This window comes from Carboxydocella sp. JDF658, from assembly GCF_002049395.1.
Taxonomy (GTDB): Bacteria; Bacillota.
Genome location: NZ_BDLR01000039.1, coordinates 1 through 18404, shown reverse-complemented (window position 1 = coordinate 18404; position 18404 = coordinate 1). Strand labels below are relative to the sequence as shown.

Here is an 18404-nt window from a genome sequence, read left to right as displayed (position 1 = left end):
AATCCCCCCGCCATAACACTTGGCCAGTACATTTTTGCGTAAAGCCTTGACCGTCTCCCGGGCGATGACTTTATTGCCGATGGCCGCCTGGATAGGGATTTCAAACTGGTGGCGGGGGATGAGATCCCGCAGTTTTTCCACCATCTGCCGCCCGCGCTGGTAGGCTTTGTCCTTGTGGACAATAAAGGAAAGGGCATCCACCACTTCCCCGTGGATGAGTATATCCAGTTTGACCAGTTTGGATGGCTTGTAGCCAATGAATTCATAATCAAAAGAAGCATAACCCTTGGTCCTGGATTTAAGCTGATCAAAGAAATCATAAACGATTTCCGCCAGGGGCAGTTCATAATGCAACATGACCCGGCTTTCACTCAGGTATTCCATGTTGAGGAAATTGCCCCGCTTTTCCTGAGCCAGATCCATAATTGCCCCGACAAAATTGTTGGGCACCATGATGGTGGCTTTGACATAGGGTTCCTCCAGGTGTTCGATCTGAGTAGGCGGCGGCAATTTGGTAGGGTTATCGATATCGATTACTTCCCCGTTGGTCAGAAAAACCCGGTAGACCACACTGGGGGCAGTAGTGATCAAAGTCAGGCCGTATTCCCGCTCCAGGCGCTCCTGGATAATCTCCATGTGTAACAGCCCCAGGAACCCACAGCGAAAACCAAAACCCAGCGCCACCGATGTCTCCGGCTCATAGATTAAGGCCGCATCATTGAGATTGAGCTTTTCCAGGGCATCCCGCAGATCCTCATAATCCCCGCTATCCACTGGATAGAGGCCACAGAAGACCATGGGCGTGGCCTTGCGGTAACCGGGCAAAGGCTCAGCAGCCGGCCGCTCCGCTTCGGTAATAGTATCCCCAACAGTAGTATCTTTCACATTTTTGATACTGGCCGCCAGATAGCCCACCTCACCCACCGACAGCTGCTCTGTCGGCACCGGGAAAGGCCGGAAAGTCCCCACTTCGGTGACTTCAAACTCCTTGCCCGTGGCCATGAAGCGAATCTTCATACCTTTTTTGATGGTGCCCTGCACTACCCGGAAGTAGACGATTACCCCCTTGTAGGGGTCAAAGTGACTGTCAAAAATCAAGGCCTGCAGGGGAGCCTCAGGATCCCCCTTGGGAGCCGGAATTTTGGCTACAATGGCTTCCAGAATCTCTTCCACCCCGATACCGGCTTTGGCTGAAGCCAGGATGGCTTCAGAAGCATCCAGACCGATTACATCTTCAATCTCCTGCCGCACCCGCTCCGGCTCGGCACTGGGCAGGTCGATTTTATTGATTACCGGGATGATTTCCAGATCATGCTCTAAGGCCATATAGACATTGGCCAGAGTCTGGGCCTCAATCCCCTGGGAGGCATCCACCACCAGCAGCGCTCCTTCACAGGCGGCCAGACTTCGGGATACCTCATAGGTAAAGTCCACATGGCCAGGTGTGTCAATCAGGTTGAGGATGTATTCCCTGCCATCCCTGGCCTTATAATTGAGGCGCACAGCCTGCAGCTTGATGGTAATACCCCGTTCCTTTTCCAGTTCCATCAAGTCCAGCACCTGTTCCGTCATTTCCCGTTCACTTAAGGTGCCGGTATATTCCAACAGCCGGTCGGCCAGAGTGGATTTGCCGTGGTCAATATGAGCGATAATGCAGAAATTGCGAATATGGTCATGGACCATGCTGTTCTGTCCTCCTTCAGGGCATCAGTTACCAAAATATTATAGCATTTTCTGCCCTGAGGAGCAATCCTATTTGGTCAATCCAGTGCGGGCAATATCCACCTGAACCTTGACTTGAAACTTTACCCGGGGAAATTCCTGCCTCCAGTCCATTTTTTGCCATTCCCGCGGGAACTCTGCCCGTATCCGCTGGCCCACACCCAGGACATCAGCAGGCACTTTCTGTACAAACCGCAACATATTCATTATTTCCCTCTGAGCTTCCTGACTTAAAAAACTCTGTATTTTCTTGACAGTTTTTTTATCACTTAAATCTAAATCCCAGGGAACTTCCTCCAGGGACGTCCTGGTTTTTAGATTTATTTCCACTTTCCACCCCTCTCCTTTATGCACCTTGAAGTCCCGATCCTCGGCAAAATAACAGACCGAAAGGAAGTCATCAGGTGTTTCCAGTTCATCCTTGCGCCAGCGCATAGTAAGTTTTATTCTGCTGGTATCGCCGTTAACCAGGGAGAGCCAGGCGCTTTCCCGTGGCGGCAGGACTGTTTTGAATTTGTCCTCTATAAACAACGCAGTGCCAGCCAGGCTAACTTCCTTGGCCCCCCGGCGAAAATAGGGCAAAAAGGTATCCTGGCCTTCATCATACATCATGGTGCGCAGGCGCTGCACTGTAACAGGTATCACCTTTCCTTCCCCCTTACCGTGTTTGACCAGGCTGGCCAGGTAAAGGGAAATGCGGGGCTTATCAGGATATTCCTGCATAAAGAGCTCCTGGGCCTTGCCCTCCACTACTCCCACATAGGCAGTAGAAGGATTGCCAGGATCCCGGAAAAACACATCCATGATACCCCGGATACCATTTCGGGCTTGTTCCTCACCGATCAAAATAAATTGGAGTTTACCACCACTGATCGGATTTGGTAACATCCGGTCCAGATTCATGCGAGCCTGGCGGGGAGTATGGGCCAGAGTGGAGACAACCAGTACCTTCTTTTTCGCATCTTCCTCCAGCACTGGAGCCACGGTGGTCATGAGCAACCGTCCCCGTTCATCCCGGTCAATCCCCACACTCAGGGTGATGGTGCTTTCTTCCAGGGGTCTGGCATCCCAGCAACCACTGGTGATTAATAGAATCAAGCCCAGAGCCAGGGTTTTAATTCTTTTCATTCCTCATCCCTCCCCTGGGCAGCAAACTGGCCAGCAACCAGCTTAGTCCTGGCAGGAGGATCCCCAGCCCTAAACCGGCATAACCCAGATAATCTCCCAGTTTACTCAATTTATCAGCATCAGGTAAAAATATGTCGACAACCCCTGCCAGCAGGACCAGAAGCAAAGTTAGATAACGATGATCCTTACGCTTCAGCAAATGCGCTGTTCCTAAACCGGCACCATAAAACATCCCAATCACAGTCAAAAGGACTACCGGCACCCAAAGAGCTAAAATCACATATTCCATCCGCTCAATAAAAGAAAACTGAATCACCTTGAGTAAGCCCAGAGTCGGCCAGCGCCAGCTTTCAATCTCCTCCGGGCTATAAAAAGCAAAAGCAATTACTGTTACTGCCATGTAGAGAATAGTAACCAGGCCATTGGCAGCCAGGGCCCAGAAGAGCAAGCGCCGCCGTGGACTGGTATAGGGATAGGCCAGCCAGTAAAACTCAAACCCCAGCATAGCCAGAGCTGCTTTAAAACTCCCCAGCAGGATGGCTTTCAGGCCTGCCGTACCGATGGGTTTGAGATAATACCAGTGAGCCTCCCGCAGAGGGAAATAAAGAAGGATCACAATCCAGGCACTGATGAGAAACAGCATTTCCGCAAAACGTCCCAGTACAGTCAACCCATTGAATACCAGGTAAAAAACCGGTAACATTAAAAGGATAATCAGGACCCAGCGCGGTGTCAGGGGCAGCATCCAGATTTGCAGGATTTCCAAATATATACAGAAAATTACCGCCCCTGTAGCCCAGAAATAGATAATAAACAATCCAGTCCAGAATTTACCCAGATATTTCCCCCAAACGCTGTCCAGAATATCATAAAGGGCCTGTCCGGGAAAGCGGCGGCAAACCAGATGGATAAACACCAGTCCCAGGGCAGCCATTAACCCCGCAATAAAGGCGGAAATCCAGCCATCCTGGCGGGCAACCTTGTGCAAACCAGCTGGCAAGGAAAGTATACCCACCCCGATCTGGATCCCGGAAATAAGGAAAAATAGCTGTTGTCGGGTAAGCTTGCCTGCTGGTGCCGTTTTACTCATGCTTTTTCTCCCCCTTTCCCGTCTGCTGTCTGGTCCGGTTCAAGGGATGACCGATGGTAGGCCGCTGATTCAGAAACCAGCTAGGCGCACGAATAGCTGAATCCAGCCAGTCCTTAAGGCGCAAGGGGCTGATACCCAGGGCATAAGGAGTACCTACCGACTCCAGAATAGCCAGATGGGCCAGCAACATGGTCAAACCCACTGCAATCCCCACCAGCCCAAAGGCTGAGGCCAGAAACATAAGGGGGAAACGCAAAAGCCGTACCGAAAAGCCCACATCATAGGTAGGCACCACAAAAGATGCAATGGCTGTCACCGCTACTACAATTACCATAACATTGGAGACCAGGCCAGCCTGCACGGCCGCCTGGCCCACCACCAGACCGCCCACGATACCGATAGTTTGTCCGATAGGGCTGGGCAGGCGAATCCCCGCTTCCCGCAACAGCTCAATGGTTATTTCCATCAGCATTGCCTCAACTATGGGCGGAAAAGGCACCCGGGAACGGCTTTCCGCCAGAGGTATCAATAAGCGCAGAGGTATCATCTCATAATTGAAAGAAATCAAGGCAATATAAATTGCCGGCAGAGTCAGAGCCACTATGAACCCGCCCAGCCTCATCAGGCGCACAAAAGTGGCCATTAGCCAGCGGGAACCGTAATCCTCCGGACTCTGGTAAAACTGGCTGAAAACCGACGGGGCAATCAGCACCTGGGGGCTACCATCCACCACCAAAACCACCCGGCCCTCCAGTAAATTGGCCACTGCTTTGTCCGGTCGCTCGGTGGACTGAATCTGGGGAAAAGGAGAATAGGGATTATCTTCGATCAGTTGTTCCAGTTGGCCACTGCTTTGCAAAGCATCCAGATCCAGCTGTTCGATCCGTTTCTCCAGCTCCTCGATTACCTGGGGATTGGCGATACCATCCAGGTAAAGCAAAGCCACATCAGTCTTGCTATATCTCCCCACCTGATAACGTTTGGCTTTGAGCCGGGTGGTTTTCAGCCGCCGCCGAATTTGGGACAGGTTAGTGACCAGGGTTTCCGTAAAGCCATCATGAGGACCACGAATAACCGGCTCCGAAGAGGGTTCCGTTATGCCCCGTTTTTCCCAGCCCCGGGTATTAATGGCATAAATCAGGTCCAGCCCATCCAGCAACAAGAGAGTATCCCCGCGCAACAGGGACTGTACCCCCTCCTCTATATTTCCCAGTTCCTTGATTTGCCCTACCGATAACAACAAAGATTCTGTTGCCTGCCAGTCCACGCTCTCCATCTGCCGCCCCCAGATCAGCAAAGGCCGCAGAATATCGGCATGGACCATGGTGCGATCAACAATGCCTTTCAAGAAAACAATGGCGCCTTCCTGTTCCAGGCTTTTGCCAATGCGAAAATAGCGAATAGTAAAATCAGGGGCCTGTTGAAACCGTCCCTGCAGGTACTGAACCCGTGCTTTCAGCGAATTGCTCTTTTTACCCCCAAACCAGCGCATACTCTCACCTCGTTCAGCCAAACTCTGCCTGCTGAGGTTAGTATTTCTCCGAGGTGAAAAAAAATACAGGCAAGAGCTAAGCCGCTCGTTGCCTGTTCAAACGCCGCAACACCAGCTGGCGCACCTGTTCCGCTTCCTGCATTTTGAAGAGGCGAGCCAGCAACCAGTACAGGGCAGCTCCACTTGTCACAGTGAGCAGTACTTCCAGCAACTGCCCTCCCTTCTGGCTGACCGGGACCACCTGCACCAGCCCCTGGTCCAGGAAATAAACCGCTATCCCCATCACCAGAGCAGCTATACTGCCCTTGCCCCAGGAACGCACCAGCTGGGACAGTCCGAGAGGCCCGGTCTTGCGCCGCAAAAGATAAAGCAAAGCCAGGAAATTGATAATACCTGTAACCGAATAACCAAAAGCCAGCCCGGGCGCTGCAAAGCGCTCCACCATAGCTACATTCAGTAGATAGTTGATTAAGATTGTTACCACTGCCACACTTACAGGAGTAGTGGTATCCTGCAAAGCATAAAAAGCCCGGGTTACCACCAGCACCGCTCCCTGGGCAAAAAGGCCGAGACAATACCAGAACAGGGCCAGGGCTGTCAGCCGGGTATCAGCAGCAGAAAACTTGCCCTGCTGAAACAGCAGGCGCACAATGGGTTCTGCTAATGCCATCAGACCTGCGGCTGCCGGCAGGGTAATGAAAAAAACCGAACGCAGGCCATCCAGCAGAGTGTTTTTGAATTCCGACATTTTGCCCACAGCCGCCAGTGAGGTAAGGGTGGGAAAAACCGCAGCCCCAATCGCAAAGGCAAAAACCCCCAGAGGTACCGCCATCAGGCGGTTGGCTACCCGTAGGGCTGTGATACTGCCTGCATCCAGTCCGGAAGCCAGATTCTGATTGATAATCAGATTGATCTGATTGGCCGCCAGCCCCAGTAAAGCCGGTAACATCAGCCACAGCATTTTTTGCAGGCCAGGATGCCGGAGCTCCAGTACCGGCCGGTAACGAAAGCCTATTTTTTTCACCCGGGGCAACTGCCAGAGGAAATTGGCCATTACTCCCAGCAAGACCCCCACCGGAAAGGCTGCAATCCCCAGCCAGGGGGCGAGAAACCAACCAGCCAGGATGATGGCCACATTATACCAGAGTGCCCCTACCGCCGGAGCGGTAAAATGCTTGTAGGAATTGAGAATGCCCATCATCAGCCCGTTAAGGGCGGTAAATAGCACCGAAGGCAACATAATGCGGGTCAGATAAATGGTTATTTCCCTGGTCTCAGCAGGAAACTTGTAAGCTACCAGGGGCATCAGAGCGGGGGTAAATATCATGGCCAGCACTGTCCCCAGACTGAGAAGCAGCATAACCAGATTGATAGCTGTAGAGGCAACAGTAAAGGCCTCTTTCTCTTCCCCCCGGGCCAGGTAGGAGGAAAAAACCGGAATAAAGGCGGCGCTCAGGGCGCCACCCACCAGCAAGTTATATAGCAAATCGGGTATGGTAAAAGCCGCCAGATAAGCATCAGTTAAATGGCTGCTGCCAAAGCGGGCAGTAAGCACCTGATCCCTTACCAGTCCCAGGATGCGGCTTAATATCATGGTCACCATTAAAATACCGGCCGCCCGGGCCACTCCACCGCTTTTGCTACTCATGTCCGTCTTCCTTTCGCCAGTATTTCAGCAAAGCCCTGCGGGCCGCCAGTTCCACGGTCAGTCGCTTTTCCACCTTTTTGAAGCTTCGCTCCAGCCCCTGTACCGTTCGTTGCCAGGGGTCAGCAGGCGGCTTCACCCAGTGGACAAATACAGAGTAGGCTGTTGCCACTCCCCAGAAAGTCACCGTCAGTGCCAGTACCAGCACCAGTTTTTGCACAGGGGTCCATCCTTTCAACCAGGCTTTTACTTTTTAGTGTGCCCGGCCAGGCTGGACTTTAGCCATGGAGGTCAGATAAACCCCACCCAGCACCAGGGCTGCTCCCAGCAGCTGTACCCAGGTCAACTTTTCCCCCTGCAGGGCTGACATCAGCATCACTGAAATGGGCACCAGATTGATGAAAATGGCAGCCCGGGATGCCCCGATAGCCTGCACTCCCTGGTACCACCAGACAAACCCCAGCACAGAAGCAAAAATTGCCAAAAAGATAATGGCCAGCCAGGGCTGGGCCTGTCCCAGCCAGCTCCATCCCTGTTGCCCCCCCTGCCAGAGGGCAAAAGGCAAGAGTAATAAGGCCCCGAACGTACAGGCAAAAGCCGTGGCCGCCAGGGGAGTAAAGTTGTTCATGACCTCTTTGCCTTTGATGGAATAAAGGGCCCAGCACAAAGTAGCGCCCACCAGCAGAATATCGCCAAAATTAAAGCGCAAATTGGCCAGCAGCTCCAGATCTCCCCGGCAGATGACCAGAGTAACCCCGGTAAAGGACAGCAGAATCCCCAGCCAGCGCCGTGGCCCCAGTCTTTCACCATGCCAGAAGCGATTGATTAAAGCCGTAACTCCGGGATTGGCCGCCACAATCAGGGAACCATTGACAGGAGAAGTATGTTTGAGAGCCTCAAAAAATAGCATATTATAGCCAAACACCCCGGTTAGACCTAAAAAGAAAAGACCATAGAAATTTTCTTTCTTCCGCCAGTCCGGCCAACCCTCCCGACGCCTCAGTAGCAACAAAAGTAAAATACCAGCTATCAGAAAACGTAAAAAAGCCACGACAAAAGGGGGTGTCGTCTTTACTGCCACTTTTCCAGCAATAAAGGCCCCACCCCAGAAAAAAGCTGTCAATACCAGTAATAAATATTGCACCTGTCCCCATCCCCTATCTCTCTATACTTAACAACGATTATACTCCTGATTTTATTTCTTGACAACATCTGCTACCATTTTAGCCAGCAGGCGGGCAGTGTATTCTGCCTCAGCTGTAGAATTGCTTGTACTCCCTATTTCAATCAAAACAGCCCGGGGATGGAGATGCTGGTTATAGCGGCCAGGTTTAGTCAGCACCTTTCGCACCAGGCCTGGATATTGTTGCTCAATCTGCTTTGCCAGCTGCTGGGCAAAAGCCAGGTTTTTTTGCCAGCTGGGGTGATTGCCCCTGCTGTTGGTGCCCACCACCAGCATAATCCGGGCGGCCTCCCGACCCTGGATTTTTACCACACTATTCTCCCGGGGCACTTCTGCATCCCGGTGAATATCAATAAGAAGCTGCAAGTCCGGATACTTTTCCAGCATCTGCCGGGCCGTCACAGCCGAATTGGCATAGGGATTATGCAGAAGCCAGTTTTCATCATGAATAGCCTGGCTCTGCACTACGCCAATGCCATAGCGGCTGCTCAGTTCTTCCGCCAGGGCGGAAGCAGCGGCAAAAACCCCGCCTTTTTCCCCGGGTACCTTGTCGGTTTTATCAGTAAGGCGATAGGTTTCGGAAGTATGGGTATTATAAATCCCAACCAGAGGAACCTTCTGTCCCGCTGGCAACCAGAGGCGAAACTGACCTAAACCCGGCACCTGTTCCGGTTTGACCTCTTCATGCGGATCAGCCTGGGGCTGATAGACACTATCCACCACCCTATCGGTCCGGGCCACTGGTTTATCACTGTCATTCCATTCCTCCTCTTCGGCCATCACCCGCAAGAAGGGAATCCCCTGGGCCAGATATACCTGGGGTTTGCCTACCGGCAGCCATTCCGGGCTTGTCCACATCATTTCCGTTCCCAGCAAAGGCAATTCCCGCTGTAACATCTGACGGGCATCCATTTTGGGCGCTATTTGCCCCACCTTATCTACCGCCTCCACCTGGGCCCGGGTGGGAATATTCCACCAGGCCGCCAGCAAAGTAGTCAATCCCAGGGCTAACCAGCCCGCTGTCCTGCCTTTGAACCGCATTTTGTCCACCTCCTGCCTGCAGAATATATCTATGCAGGCCTTCAGGCAAATAGAACAAAAAAACTGCCGGCACTTTTGCCGACAGTCCTTTTATTTTAACTTTTCCTGTTAGCGAATCATGGTCGGTACCACTGCATCGATCAAACCGATGACAAAAGCGGCAATCAATGCTCCCAGAATGGAAGCGCTGATCTGGGCCGGAACGATAAACTGGGCCAGATAGATAACCACCGCTGCGGTAATAAAGCCGACCAGACCCCGGCTACGCGGTGAGACTTTGTCTCCCAGTACCAGCTCAGCCACATAACCCAGAATCGCAATAACCGCTGCTGCTATCAGGGCGCCGACGAAACCGGCAACCTTAAAGCCGGGTACCAGGAAACTGACAACCATAAGTACTATGGCAGAGACTATAAAACGCACAATCGCTCCCAGCATTATTTTCACCCCCTTGTTTTTACGTTCAACGTTAGGATACCCAATTGACCATATCCTATTCTTAATTTATACTCTTGCTTTTTTGGGTTACTCATGTTAAAATTACTTTTGTTGACTGCAACCCCGAAGGAGGTGAAATCTGTGGCCAACATCAAGTCCGCAGCCAAAAGAGCTATCAAAGCCAGAAAGCGTGCTTTGCGCAATGCTGCCATCAAATCCACCGTAAAAACTGCCATCCGGCGTTTCCATGAAGCTCTGGCCACCACTGATGTGGATAACGCCAAAGCTGCTTTAGTTAAGGCTTGCCGCCTGTTGGACAAGGCAGTTACCAAAGGTGTTCTACATAAGAACGCCGCTGCTCGGCGCAAATCCCGTTTAACCAGGAAATTCAATCAAATCGCCGGCTAATTTGTCGACAGATTAGTCATTAAAAAAACAGCAGGCTCACAGTCCTGCTGTTTTTATTTTTTTCCGCACAACCGTAAAATTGTCAGCTCCAGCACCAGCTGCTGGTCCTGGCGACTGGTTTTGAGGGCCAGATCTGCCTCCAGCAGTATGTCCCAGATGGTATAGAAATCCCCCTCAGAAAACCGGCGGCTCTGGCGCAGTAATTTGGGAACAGCAAAAGGGGGGGCATTGATCTGGGCAGCTATTTGCTTATCCCCGTAGCCCCGTGCTGCCAGCAAACTGGCCTGCCAGAGCAAGCGAAACTGGCGGGTAAGCATATACAGGATGCGTGCCGGTGGTTCCCCGTGAAAAAGAAGTTCTTTCAACAGCGGTAAGGCTGCGGTAAAGCGCCCTTCAGCCACCGCATCCACCAGCTGAAAGATGGTTGCTTCTGGACTAGGGGCCACCAGCTCCTGAATCTGGTCCTTGTTCAGCATCTCCCCCTGGGCATACAGGGCCAGTTTTTGCAGCTCCTGGTGGAGCAAAGGCAGGTTACTACCTGCCATCAGGGCCAGCTCCCGGATCGCCTCCTCTTCCAGTCTCAAGCCCAGCTGCCTGGCCTGGTTGCGGATAAACTCCAGCAATTCACTGCCTTTGGGTTGGGTACACTGCACCACCTGGGCTGCTTTTTCCAGGGCCTTCACCGCTTTCCGCCCTTTATCCGGCTTGCCTTCCTGGACCAGCACCAGGGTCGTGGCCGGGTTGGGATCAGACAGGTAGCTCAAAAAGACTTCTTCCCCCTGCCCGCCTTCTCCCGCGAGCAGGGCCTGCCAGTTTTCCACGATTACTACCCGCCGTTCAGCCAGAAAGGGAATGGTGCGGGCGCTGTTTACCAGCTGCTCCCAGGAAGTGTTCTTCCCATCCAGTACCTGTAAATTAAAATCCCGCAGCGCGGGAGCCAGCAACTCCCGAAAAGCCCGTACCAGCTCCCGAATCTGCCAGGTTTCCTCACCATAGATAAAATAAAGGGGACTGACTACCCCTCTTTTAATGCTCTGTAAAACTCCGTCTGCTGCCAGCATTAAGGTTCCTCCTGCCTGAAAAAGCTAATCTGCGGATCCTCTCCCTCCGGCCAACTAAGGCTTACCGCTCCCTGGCGGTCAGTGCGCAATACGGCTATCCCCTGCCTTTGCAGCCTGAGCAGGGTTTCCTGATGGGGGTGACCATAGCGATTAGGGCCTACAGGAATCACCGCCAGCCGGGGTTGCCAGCCCTGCAGCCAGTAGCCACTAGCACCATCCCGGCTGCCATGATGGGGCATAGTTACTGCCAGCAGGTCCTGGGGCCGGTAGGCACTGGCCAGCTGGTCCAGCCCCTGACGATCGGCATCTCCGGTAAACAAGAGGGAGTAATTATCCTTTTTCAATTCTATCACAAGGGAGCGCTGATTCCAATCCTCTCCTGCTGTTCTGGCCATTAATACCCTGAGGCGCATACCAGGGGCCAGCTGTCTGTCTTCCCCCTGCTGCCAGGTGAGTAGTCGGGTTCCCTCCCTCTGCCAGCTCTGCCCCAGGGCAGCCAGCGCCGGTTCCTGCCAGGCTCCCGGCCCCGCTGCCAGCCAGTCGATGCTCACCTTCCCCATAAGCTCCTCCAGACCCCCATAATGGTCAGCATGAGGGTGGGTAATGATGACTCCCCGCAGATGATCAATTCCCGCCTGGGCCAGATAGGCCCCTACTACCCGCTTGCCGGCTGGGCCGGCATCCAGCAAATAGGTTTCCCCGGTCCGGGTAGTGATTACCGCAGCAAACCCTTCCCCTACAGCCAGCCAGGTAACCTGTAAAGCCGGTTGGGACCAGCGCCAGTAAAGGCTAAAACAGCCTATTACCAGCCCTACCGCCAGTCCGTAGCGCCAGCGACCAGGCAATAGCCGCCAGGCCCAACCCCGCAGCCAGAGGCCACTGCTGCCCGCCCAGCCGCCCCGTAAAAACCAGGCCAGCACCAGCAAAAACAGGACGGTAGCAGCCGCCGACCAGCCCCGAAAAGCCAACCGGGCCCCTGGCAACTGCTGGATCAGGTCAGCAGCTGCAAGCAACAGCAGGGCCGGCAACGCTGCTGCCGGATAAAGGGCCTGTCCCCAGAGGGGCCAGAACCAGCCCAGACTCCCGGCCAGAAACCCCAGCCAGAGAGCCAGAGTAGCCACCGGGGTTAGCAGCAGATTGGCCAGCAGGGACCAGGGATTAAAGTAGTGGAAGTGGTAAATCAGTGCTGGTAAAGTGAAGGCCTGTACCAGCAGGGGCAAAGACAGCCAGGCCCAGCGCCCCCTCAGCTGCCGCCCAGGCACCAGCAAGGCCCAGGTGGCAAGAAAGGTCAGCTGGTAACCAGCTTCCGTAATCAGCAAGGGCTGGGTAAAGGAAGTCAGAAACAGAGCCAGGGCTAATCCGGCTTCATCATCTTTGCCCTGGCCCAGCTCCCGGCCCAGCATGGCCAGAGCCAGCATAATCAGCGCCCTGAGTACAGGTGGCTCAAAACCGGAAAGAGCGCCATAAAAAAGGGCCAGGGTCAGAGCTGCCCCCAGCCGCCACCAGGGCGAGCCCCCCAGCCGGCGGCTCCAGAGCCAGACCGGCACCGCCAGCAGGGAGACATGGAAGCCGGAAACAGAAAGGAGATGGGCCAGCCCCGCCCGGTTCAGTCCATCTCTGGTCTCTGACTCCAGGTACTGCTCCTGACCCCAGACCATGGCTGCCAGCAAGGTGCCACTGCGGCCCGGCGCATTGTTTAGTGCCTGCTGGCTGATTTGTCCCCTCAGCCCTGCCAGAGCCAGGCGCCAACTGCTGCCTGGCCCCAGGTCACTCACCCTGTCCGCCTTGATTTGCCAGCTGATCTTCCGGTGCCAGAGATAGCGCCGGTAATCGAACTGGCCGGGATTGAGGGCCGGGGGCGGCTGTTCCGCCTTACCACTAACCCGGGCCCGGCGCCCTGCCCCGATCTCCGTCCCGGTATAGACCAGCACTTTGCCAGCATCAGTACGCAGGATGCCTTTCCAGCCATAAGCTGTCGGACTGGTTTCCAGCCATTCCCCTTCCACAGTCACCTTTTGCCCCTCCTGCCAGGGCAAGCGAGGAAAGGAATATTGCCAGAGAGCCAGCACCAGCCCCGCCAGCACTATCCCTGCCCCGATGGGCAGTAGAATCTTCCGGGGCCGCCAGCTAAAAAGGGCCAGCAGGGCCAACAGGCAAGCAAACCAGAACAGCCATCCCCCCTGTTCCCAGCTGAGCAGCACCAGAGCGTAGCTGAGGGCAGTTCCAACCAGGGGATTCATATCCTGACCCGGGGCCGGAGTTCCACCATCTTTTTCGGCCCGATGCCCGGCACAGCCAGTAACTGCTCTTTATCAGTAAAAAGACCATGCTGATTGCGATATTCCACTATTCGCCGGGCCAGGGCCGGACCGATACCAGGCAGATTCTCCAGTTCCTCAGCGGTAGCCTGATTAATGTTCACCACCTGCTGCGTTTGCTGGTTATTTTTAATTTTTGTTCTGGTCTGTACCTTTTTCGGCGCCTCCTTTTTTACCTCCGTCAGGGATTGCTCTTGCTTTTCTTCCTCCACCCGGGGCTGAGCTGCGGGCACCAGGCTGGCATCAACCGGCAGTTTAACCTGGTTCAAGAGCTTGTCCGCCTTTAGCACCATGGCTGCCGGCTCTTTTTCCACCAGCCGCCCGGTTTGCCAGCCCAGTAAAAAGCAGGCCAAACCGGCACAGAGACCAATGATGACTTTCCTGACCAATTTTCTCACCTCTCTCCCATTGTAAAAAAGAAAAGCCCCCGGGAACAAGGGGGCTTTTTTGGGAGATTTTGTCGTTTATTTGTACCAGAGGACGCGATCCGGTTTGCGGGGTGGTACCGGTGGTTGCTGATCCGGCCAGCCCAGAGTTACGGCAGCCACCAGTTCCTTATCCTTGATACCCAGCAAGGCGTTGATTTCCTCCTGCACGAACAGAGGCCCATTGAGCCAGCAGGAACCCAGCCCTTCGGCATGCGCCAGCAGCAACAGGTTCTGAATCAGGGCTGAAGCGCTCTGGATCGCGCCCATGCGATCATGTTCGGCAGCATGGCGCTCATTAAGATTCATGTCAGGCGAAATCTTTATCTGTTCCCTGGGTACATAGACCAGCACGATGGCCTGGGCATTGCCGCCAGTGCGAAAGAACTGCATAGTCAGATTGACCATTTTGGGGGGGAAGAGCTGTTCCAGCCGTTCCCGTAAATATTCTCCCCCTTCGCCAAACAGGCGAATCAGCTCCTGTTTTTTCTCGCCGGTTACCACTACCACCAGCCAGTCCTGTTTGTTCATCCCCGAGGGGGCCCAGAGGGCCCCGGCAATGATCCGCTCCAGCGTCTCCTGAGGAATAGGGTCGGGCTTGTAAAGCCGGATACTGCGCCGGCTGCGCATCAGTTCATAAATCTGTTCTTTCTCCATTGCTTACCTCCTGTGTTCTTATTACGCTTTTATTAAAACTTTTTCCCCTAGTTTGCGCCCAAGACTTCTGGCCTTTTCCAGTAAATCTTTGTCTTCCTTAGCTTGAAAGAACATTTCAGGTCGAATTCTGTTGCTTCCGTAGAAAAGGGGAACATTACTGTATAAACAGTCTTCCCCGTAGCCGCAGAAAAGACAGGGAGCATTACCAGATATTTGAATATCTCCAACCAAATCCATTTGATACCATTTAAAAAAGGAATTAATATATTCTTTGACTTTGGCAGCATCTCGAAAGCCTCCAGCTACGGTGACTCCATATTTTCCATGAGTTAACATTCTCCTATGCTTAAGTGGATACCATCGCTCAAGAAAAGTTTTGGTTAAAGCATTCAAACTGAAAAATGTAGGAAACCCCCCAATAACAATACCTTGCGCTTCTATAATTTTTTCCAGAAATTTATTCATTTCATCATCTTGCACACACCTATTTGTGGAAACACATTTAAAACATCCCAGACATGGCCTTATGTTATGATGAGAGATTTTTATGAATTCAGTTTTATGTCCTGTTGCCTGGAGAATTTCACGTATAACAAAGTCAAGATTACTGTTAGGTATGGGACTTCCACTAAAACCAAGGATAAGAGCCATTTATTTTCCCCCTTTCTACATTATATAAATTAAACAAACATTACTGAAACAACAGCACCGGATTAATTCCGGTGCGTCCTATAACTGCACATTCTATTTTATAATAACGGCTCCGCTCTTTCCGCTTTAAACAAAACTTGTTTTCCTTCTACCTGCGCTTTTCCGGTAATACGATAGCCCCTGGGAGTACCTTCCCGGCTGGCAATAACTACTTGCATTTTACCAGTTTCAAGGATATTCTGTTGCGTAGTTTGCATTTTATAGATATCAAAAACTAAAATATCGCTATCACGCACCTCCTTTACTTTGCCTACTACAATCAAGTGTGGTTCTCCTTTACTAGATACTGTGACAATAGGAATAATAGGAGCAATAGGGATTAATTCTTGAATTTCTTTAGTGATTACCACAACACCCGCCTCCTTATAGCTGATTGTTTGGCTACAAGTTTATTATAAGCCGAGCAAATTATGAAAGTTGTAAATTTTTTTACTACATTTTTCATTTTTTGCAGCTTATCACAAATATAAAATAATTATACGTAAAATCTTTTACAGCTTATAAAGCACTTTAAGGGGTGGATATCCACCCCTTTATTACTTCCTATCAACCCCAATATTTTTCAAGACAATGTCCAGGTTTCAGAATATAGTTTTTTCCATATCGGATAATGATGCCTGAATTGCGCAATTCTTTCAAAGCATAACTTACCATAACCCGTGAGGCCCCTATCATATCACCCAATTCTTGTTGGGTAATTTCCAATTCTATAACTATTCCATTAGATGTTTTCCGTCCATACACATCTGCTAACTTAAAAAATAGTCGCAATAATTTATCCTTAACTGATGTGCCAACTACTTCACTAAAGTGTTGTGTCATTTTATATAATTTTTGTCCAAGATAACTAATAATTTTTATTGCTAAACCAGGGTTTTGTAGAAGTAATTTCTCGAACTGATTGCGATTAAAGCAACATACCATGGCTTCATCCATTGCAATTGCACTAAAAAGATGCTTCTGTTCCTCCTTTTGAAACAATGCTTCCTCACCAATTATTTCTCCAGGCCCTATTACTTCAATGATTATTTCCCGCCCTTCCTCATTAATCTGTACAAGTTTAAGTTTCCCTGCTTTAACTAAATAAATAGTGTTAGCAAGCTCACCTTGATAGAACAGAAAATTATCTTTTGGAATTTTTTTTTGGTTGTACTAATACAAACACTAGCAAACTCCGATCTATCCAAACCCTGAAAAACCGGTAATTCGTGCAAACATAAATAACTTCGTTTCACTGTTATCACCTTTCTTGTGAGGAACAGCTCATATTTTGACTCTAAAAGATTTAAATAAATTATAACTGAAAGTAACATCCTTCAAAGTAAAATTTTTGACATGCGCTTTTACCAATTCCTCATAATATCACGCCAGTGACCCGGAGTAATTCCCAGCTCAGCCATTATTTCCTGCCAGCCCGGCCAGCGCAAAATCTCCAGTTCCCGCCCCCGGTTTTCGGTATATGAGCTGATGGCCAGCAGTTGCCAGTCAGGTACCGCCGGATGGGTCATCACTTCTGTAAAACCAGCAGCCATCCCCTGTAAGATTTTTTCAAAATTCTCCCTGGTCACCCCGGCACCAAAAAAATGCTCCACAAAAAAGTCGGGAGTTGCTACTCCCTGCTGCCGGAAAAAGGCTTTAGCCTCCTCCTGGGGAGCCCGCAGGGGTAAATCAAAGAGCCGGGCCAGGTGCAGTGCTACCGGCCGTAACCAGGGCCAACCGTGGACATGATGATGGGAATCCAGGTGACTCAGTTCCAGGCCCCAGCTGCGGGCCGTTTGAATCTGGGCCAGCCATTCTGCTTCCGCCCATTCCTGGAAACGAGCGATCTCTTCGGCACTGGCCCGCTGCAGGCGTTCATACAAAACGGGATAGGGTTCAAACTGGCGGCCGTCAGTCAGGGCCTTGCCCACTGTCAAATTGAGATGCACACCCATTTCCAGGGCCGGACATTCCCGGCTGAGGTCCACCGCCTCCCGGGCCCAGGGCTGGTTGACCAGGATGGTAGTGCTGGTCAAAATCCCTTCCCGGTGGCAGCGCCGTACCCCTTCGTTGATGCCGGGAGATAATCCGAAATCATCGCCATTGACAATTAGCCACTTGCTCATTCCCCTTCCTCCTTCAATGGCCGGCCAAAAAAGAGATAAAACCAGCCGGTACCTACCAGATATAACAAACCGACACCCCAGAAGACGGCTTGGTAACCTCCCCAGTGCAGCAAATAACCGGTCAGCGGCCCTCCCACGGCCCAGCCCGCCTGGTAGAGAGTGCCGTTCAGGGAAGAAGCCAGCCCGCGTTTATCTGCGGCCACTGCCGTCAGGGTAATATTTTGCACCAGCGGATGGGCAGCATTCATCAAGGCCATACGCGCCAGGAAAAAGAGAGCTGCCCAGAGCAAATTAGGTGTATAACCTAATCCTACCGCAAAGGGCAGGGAAGCCAGCTGCAAAACAATAATAGTCCGTACAAAACCCCAGCGTTTAGCCCAGGCATTGCCCAGCAGGACAGCCCATGCAGTAGTAGCCTGGCCCAGGCCAGTAATCAGGCCGATGGCACTGTAACTGGCTCCATAGCTCTGGCGAAAATAGATATTCATATAGGGTATGAACAACCCGGCCCCAATGCCGATCAAGGCTGCAAACCCGATAATCCCCAGCATTGCCTTCCGGTCTTCCCTGGACCAGGCCAAAGACTGATCCTGTCGGTACTGATCCTGGCCCGGCCCGGACCAATCCCCGCTCCTGCTTTGCAGCCAGCCCCCCAGTATCATTAAGAGCCCCGCCAGAGTAAGCACCAGCTGCAAAGCCGTTTTTTCCGTCAGTTGCCAGAACTGCAACAAGTCGGAGATGGCTCCGCCCAGGATACTTCCGCCCAAACCGCCCAGCAACTGCAGCGCAAAAACCAGGCTGAAAAAATCGGACCGTTCCCGGCCGCCAGTCAATTCCGAAATGGCCGGATATAAATTGACCTGAACCAGGGCATAAGTCAGACCACTAAGAACCGCCAGCCCCAGAATCGGCCAGCGGCTGCTGGTATAAGCCCGGGCGACCAGGAAGAGTCCGGTGCCAGCCAGGCCAAGGATAAACAA

Annotated in this window: 19 protein-coding genes; 1 reads left to right on the top strand and 18 read right to left on the bottom strand. The window is 52.2% G+C overall.

Going from position 1 to position 18404, the window contains the following annotated elements; all coding sequences use genetic code 11:
* The 9 genes from lepA to JDF658_RS07600 form a co-directional block, all read right to left on the bottom strand.
* Positions 1–1683: translation elongation factor 4 (gene lepA / locus JDF658_RS07640; protein ID WP_242946632.1), on the bottom strand; the 1683-nt coding region annotated here is incomplete at its 3' end.
* A 69-nt stretch (positions 1684–1752) separates the two neighbouring features.
* Positions 1753–2850, bottom strand: coding sequence for a Ger(x)C family spore germination protein (locus tag JDF658_RS07635; protein ID WP_079907051.1), 1098 nt, complete (start codon positions 2848–2850; stop codon positions 1753–1755).
* A complete protein-coding gene (locus JDF658_RS07630; RefSeq protein ID WP_079907050.1) occupies positions 2837–3940 on the bottom strand; it encodes an endospore germination permease in 1104 nt (367 codons plus the stop codon). The genes JDF658_RS07635 and JDF658_RS07630 overlap by 14 nt, the downstream gene beginning before the upstream one ends.
* Positions 3933–5432 (bottom strand): spore germination protein, encoded by a 1500-nt coding sequence (locus JDF658_RS07625; RefSeq protein WP_079907049.1) that lies wholly within the window; start codon positions 5430–5432, stop codon positions 3933–3935. The genes JDF658_RS07630 and JDF658_RS07625 overlap by 8 nt, the downstream gene beginning before the upstream one ends.
* Positions 5433–5508: 76 nt before the next feature.
* Entirely contained in the window at positions 5509–7080 is a 1572-nt protein-coding gene (gene murJ, locus JDF658_RS07620) for a murein biosynthesis integral membrane protein MurJ (protein ID WP_079907048.1), read from the bottom strand.
* A complete protein-coding gene (locus tag JDF658_RS07615; RefSeq protein WP_078666290.1) occupies positions 7073–7297 on the bottom strand; it encodes a hypothetical protein in 225 nt (74 codons plus the stop codon). The genes murJ and JDF658_RS07615 overlap by 8 nt, the downstream gene beginning before the upstream one ends.
* 33 nt (positions 7298–7330) lie before the next feature.
* Positions 7331–8221: a DMT family transporter gene (locus JDF658_RS07610; RefSeq protein WP_079907047.1), complete on the bottom strand. Its 891-nt coding sequence runs from the start codon at positions 8219–8221 to the stop codon at positions 7331–7333.
* Between the two features lie 51 nt (positions 8222–8272).
* Complete coding sequence (spoIIP, locus tag JDF658_RS07605; RefSeq protein WP_079907046.1) at positions 8273–9301, bottom strand: stage II sporulation protein P; 1029 nt, start codon at positions 9299–9301, stop codon at positions 8273–8275.
* A 108-nt stretch (positions 9302–9409) separates the two neighbouring features.
* A complete protein-coding gene (locus tag JDF658_RS07600; protein ID WP_174182987.1) occupies positions 9410–9739 on the bottom strand; it encodes a phage holin family protein in 330 nt (109 codons plus the stop codon).
* A gap of 141 nt (positions 9740–9880) precedes the next feature.
* On the opposite strand from JDF658_RS07600, the gene rpsT reads away from it, so the two are divergent.
* Complete coding sequence (gene rpsT / locus JDF658_RS07595) at positions 9881–10147, top strand: 30S ribosomal protein S20 (protein ID WP_079907045.1); 267 nt, start codon at positions 9881–9883, stop codon at positions 10145–10147.
* A 53-nt stretch (positions 10148–10200) separates the two neighbouring features.
* Here the strand turns inward: rpsT and holA are convergent, their stop codons facing one another.
* The 9 genes from holA to JDF658_RS07550 all read right to left on the bottom strand — a co-directional run.
* A complete protein-coding gene (gene holA / locus JDF658_RS07590; RefSeq protein WP_079907043.1) occupies positions 10201–11208 on the bottom strand; it encodes a DNA polymerase III subunit delta in 1008 nt (335 codons plus the stop codon).
* Positions 11208–13448: a DNA internalization-related competence protein ComEC/Rec2 gene (locus JDF658_RS07585; RefSeq protein ID WP_079907042.1), complete on the bottom strand. Its 2241-nt coding sequence runs from the start codon at positions 13446–13448 to the stop codon at positions 11208–11210. Before JDF658_RS07585 ends, holA begins: the two co-directional genes overlap by 1 nt.
* Positions 13445–13915 (bottom strand): helix-hairpin-helix domain-containing protein, encoded by a 471-nt coding sequence (locus JDF658_RS07580; RefSeq protein WP_078666296.1) that lies wholly within the window; start codon positions 13913–13915, stop codon positions 13445–13447. Before JDF658_RS07580 ends, JDF658_RS07585 begins: the two co-directional genes overlap by 4 nt.
* A 75-nt stretch (positions 13916–13990) precedes the next feature.
* Positions 13991–14608: a nitroreductase family protein gene (locus JDF658_RS07575; protein WP_079907040.1), complete on the bottom strand. Its 618-nt coding sequence runs from the start codon at positions 14606–14608 to the stop codon at positions 13991–13993.
* A 21-nt stretch (positions 14609–14629) separates the two neighbouring features.
* Positions 14630–15259: a flavodoxin family protein gene (locus tag JDF658_RS07570; protein WP_079907039.1), complete on the bottom strand. Its 630-nt coding sequence runs from the start codon at positions 15257–15259 to the stop codon at positions 14630–14632.
* A 98-nt stretch (positions 15260–15357) separates the two neighbouring features.
* Entirely contained in the window at positions 15358–15669 is a 312-nt protein-coding gene (locus JDF658_RS07565; protein ID WP_078664167.1) for a pyridoxamine 5'-phosphate oxidase family protein, read from the bottom strand.
* A gap of 196 nt (positions 15670–15865) precedes the next feature.
* Positions 15866–16408 carry a Crp/Fnr family transcriptional regulator gene (locus tag JDF658_RS07560; protein ID WP_242946634.1) on the bottom strand — a complete coding sequence of 181 codons (543 nt, stop codon included), beginning with the start codon at positions 16406–16408 and terminating at the stop codon, positions 15866–15868.
* Between the two features lie 254 nt (positions 16409–16662).
* On the bottom strand, positions 16663–17424 hold the full coding sequence (locus JDF658_RS07555; protein WP_079907037.1) for a carbohydrate deacetylase: 762 nt from the start codon (positions 17422–17424) through the stop codon (positions 16663–16665).
* The coding region (locus tag JDF658_RS07550; RefSeq protein WP_143311971.1) for an MFS transporter at positions 17421–18404 on the bottom strand (984 nt) is incomplete at its 5' end. The genes JDF658_RS07550 and JDF658_RS07555, both read right to left, overlap by 4 nt.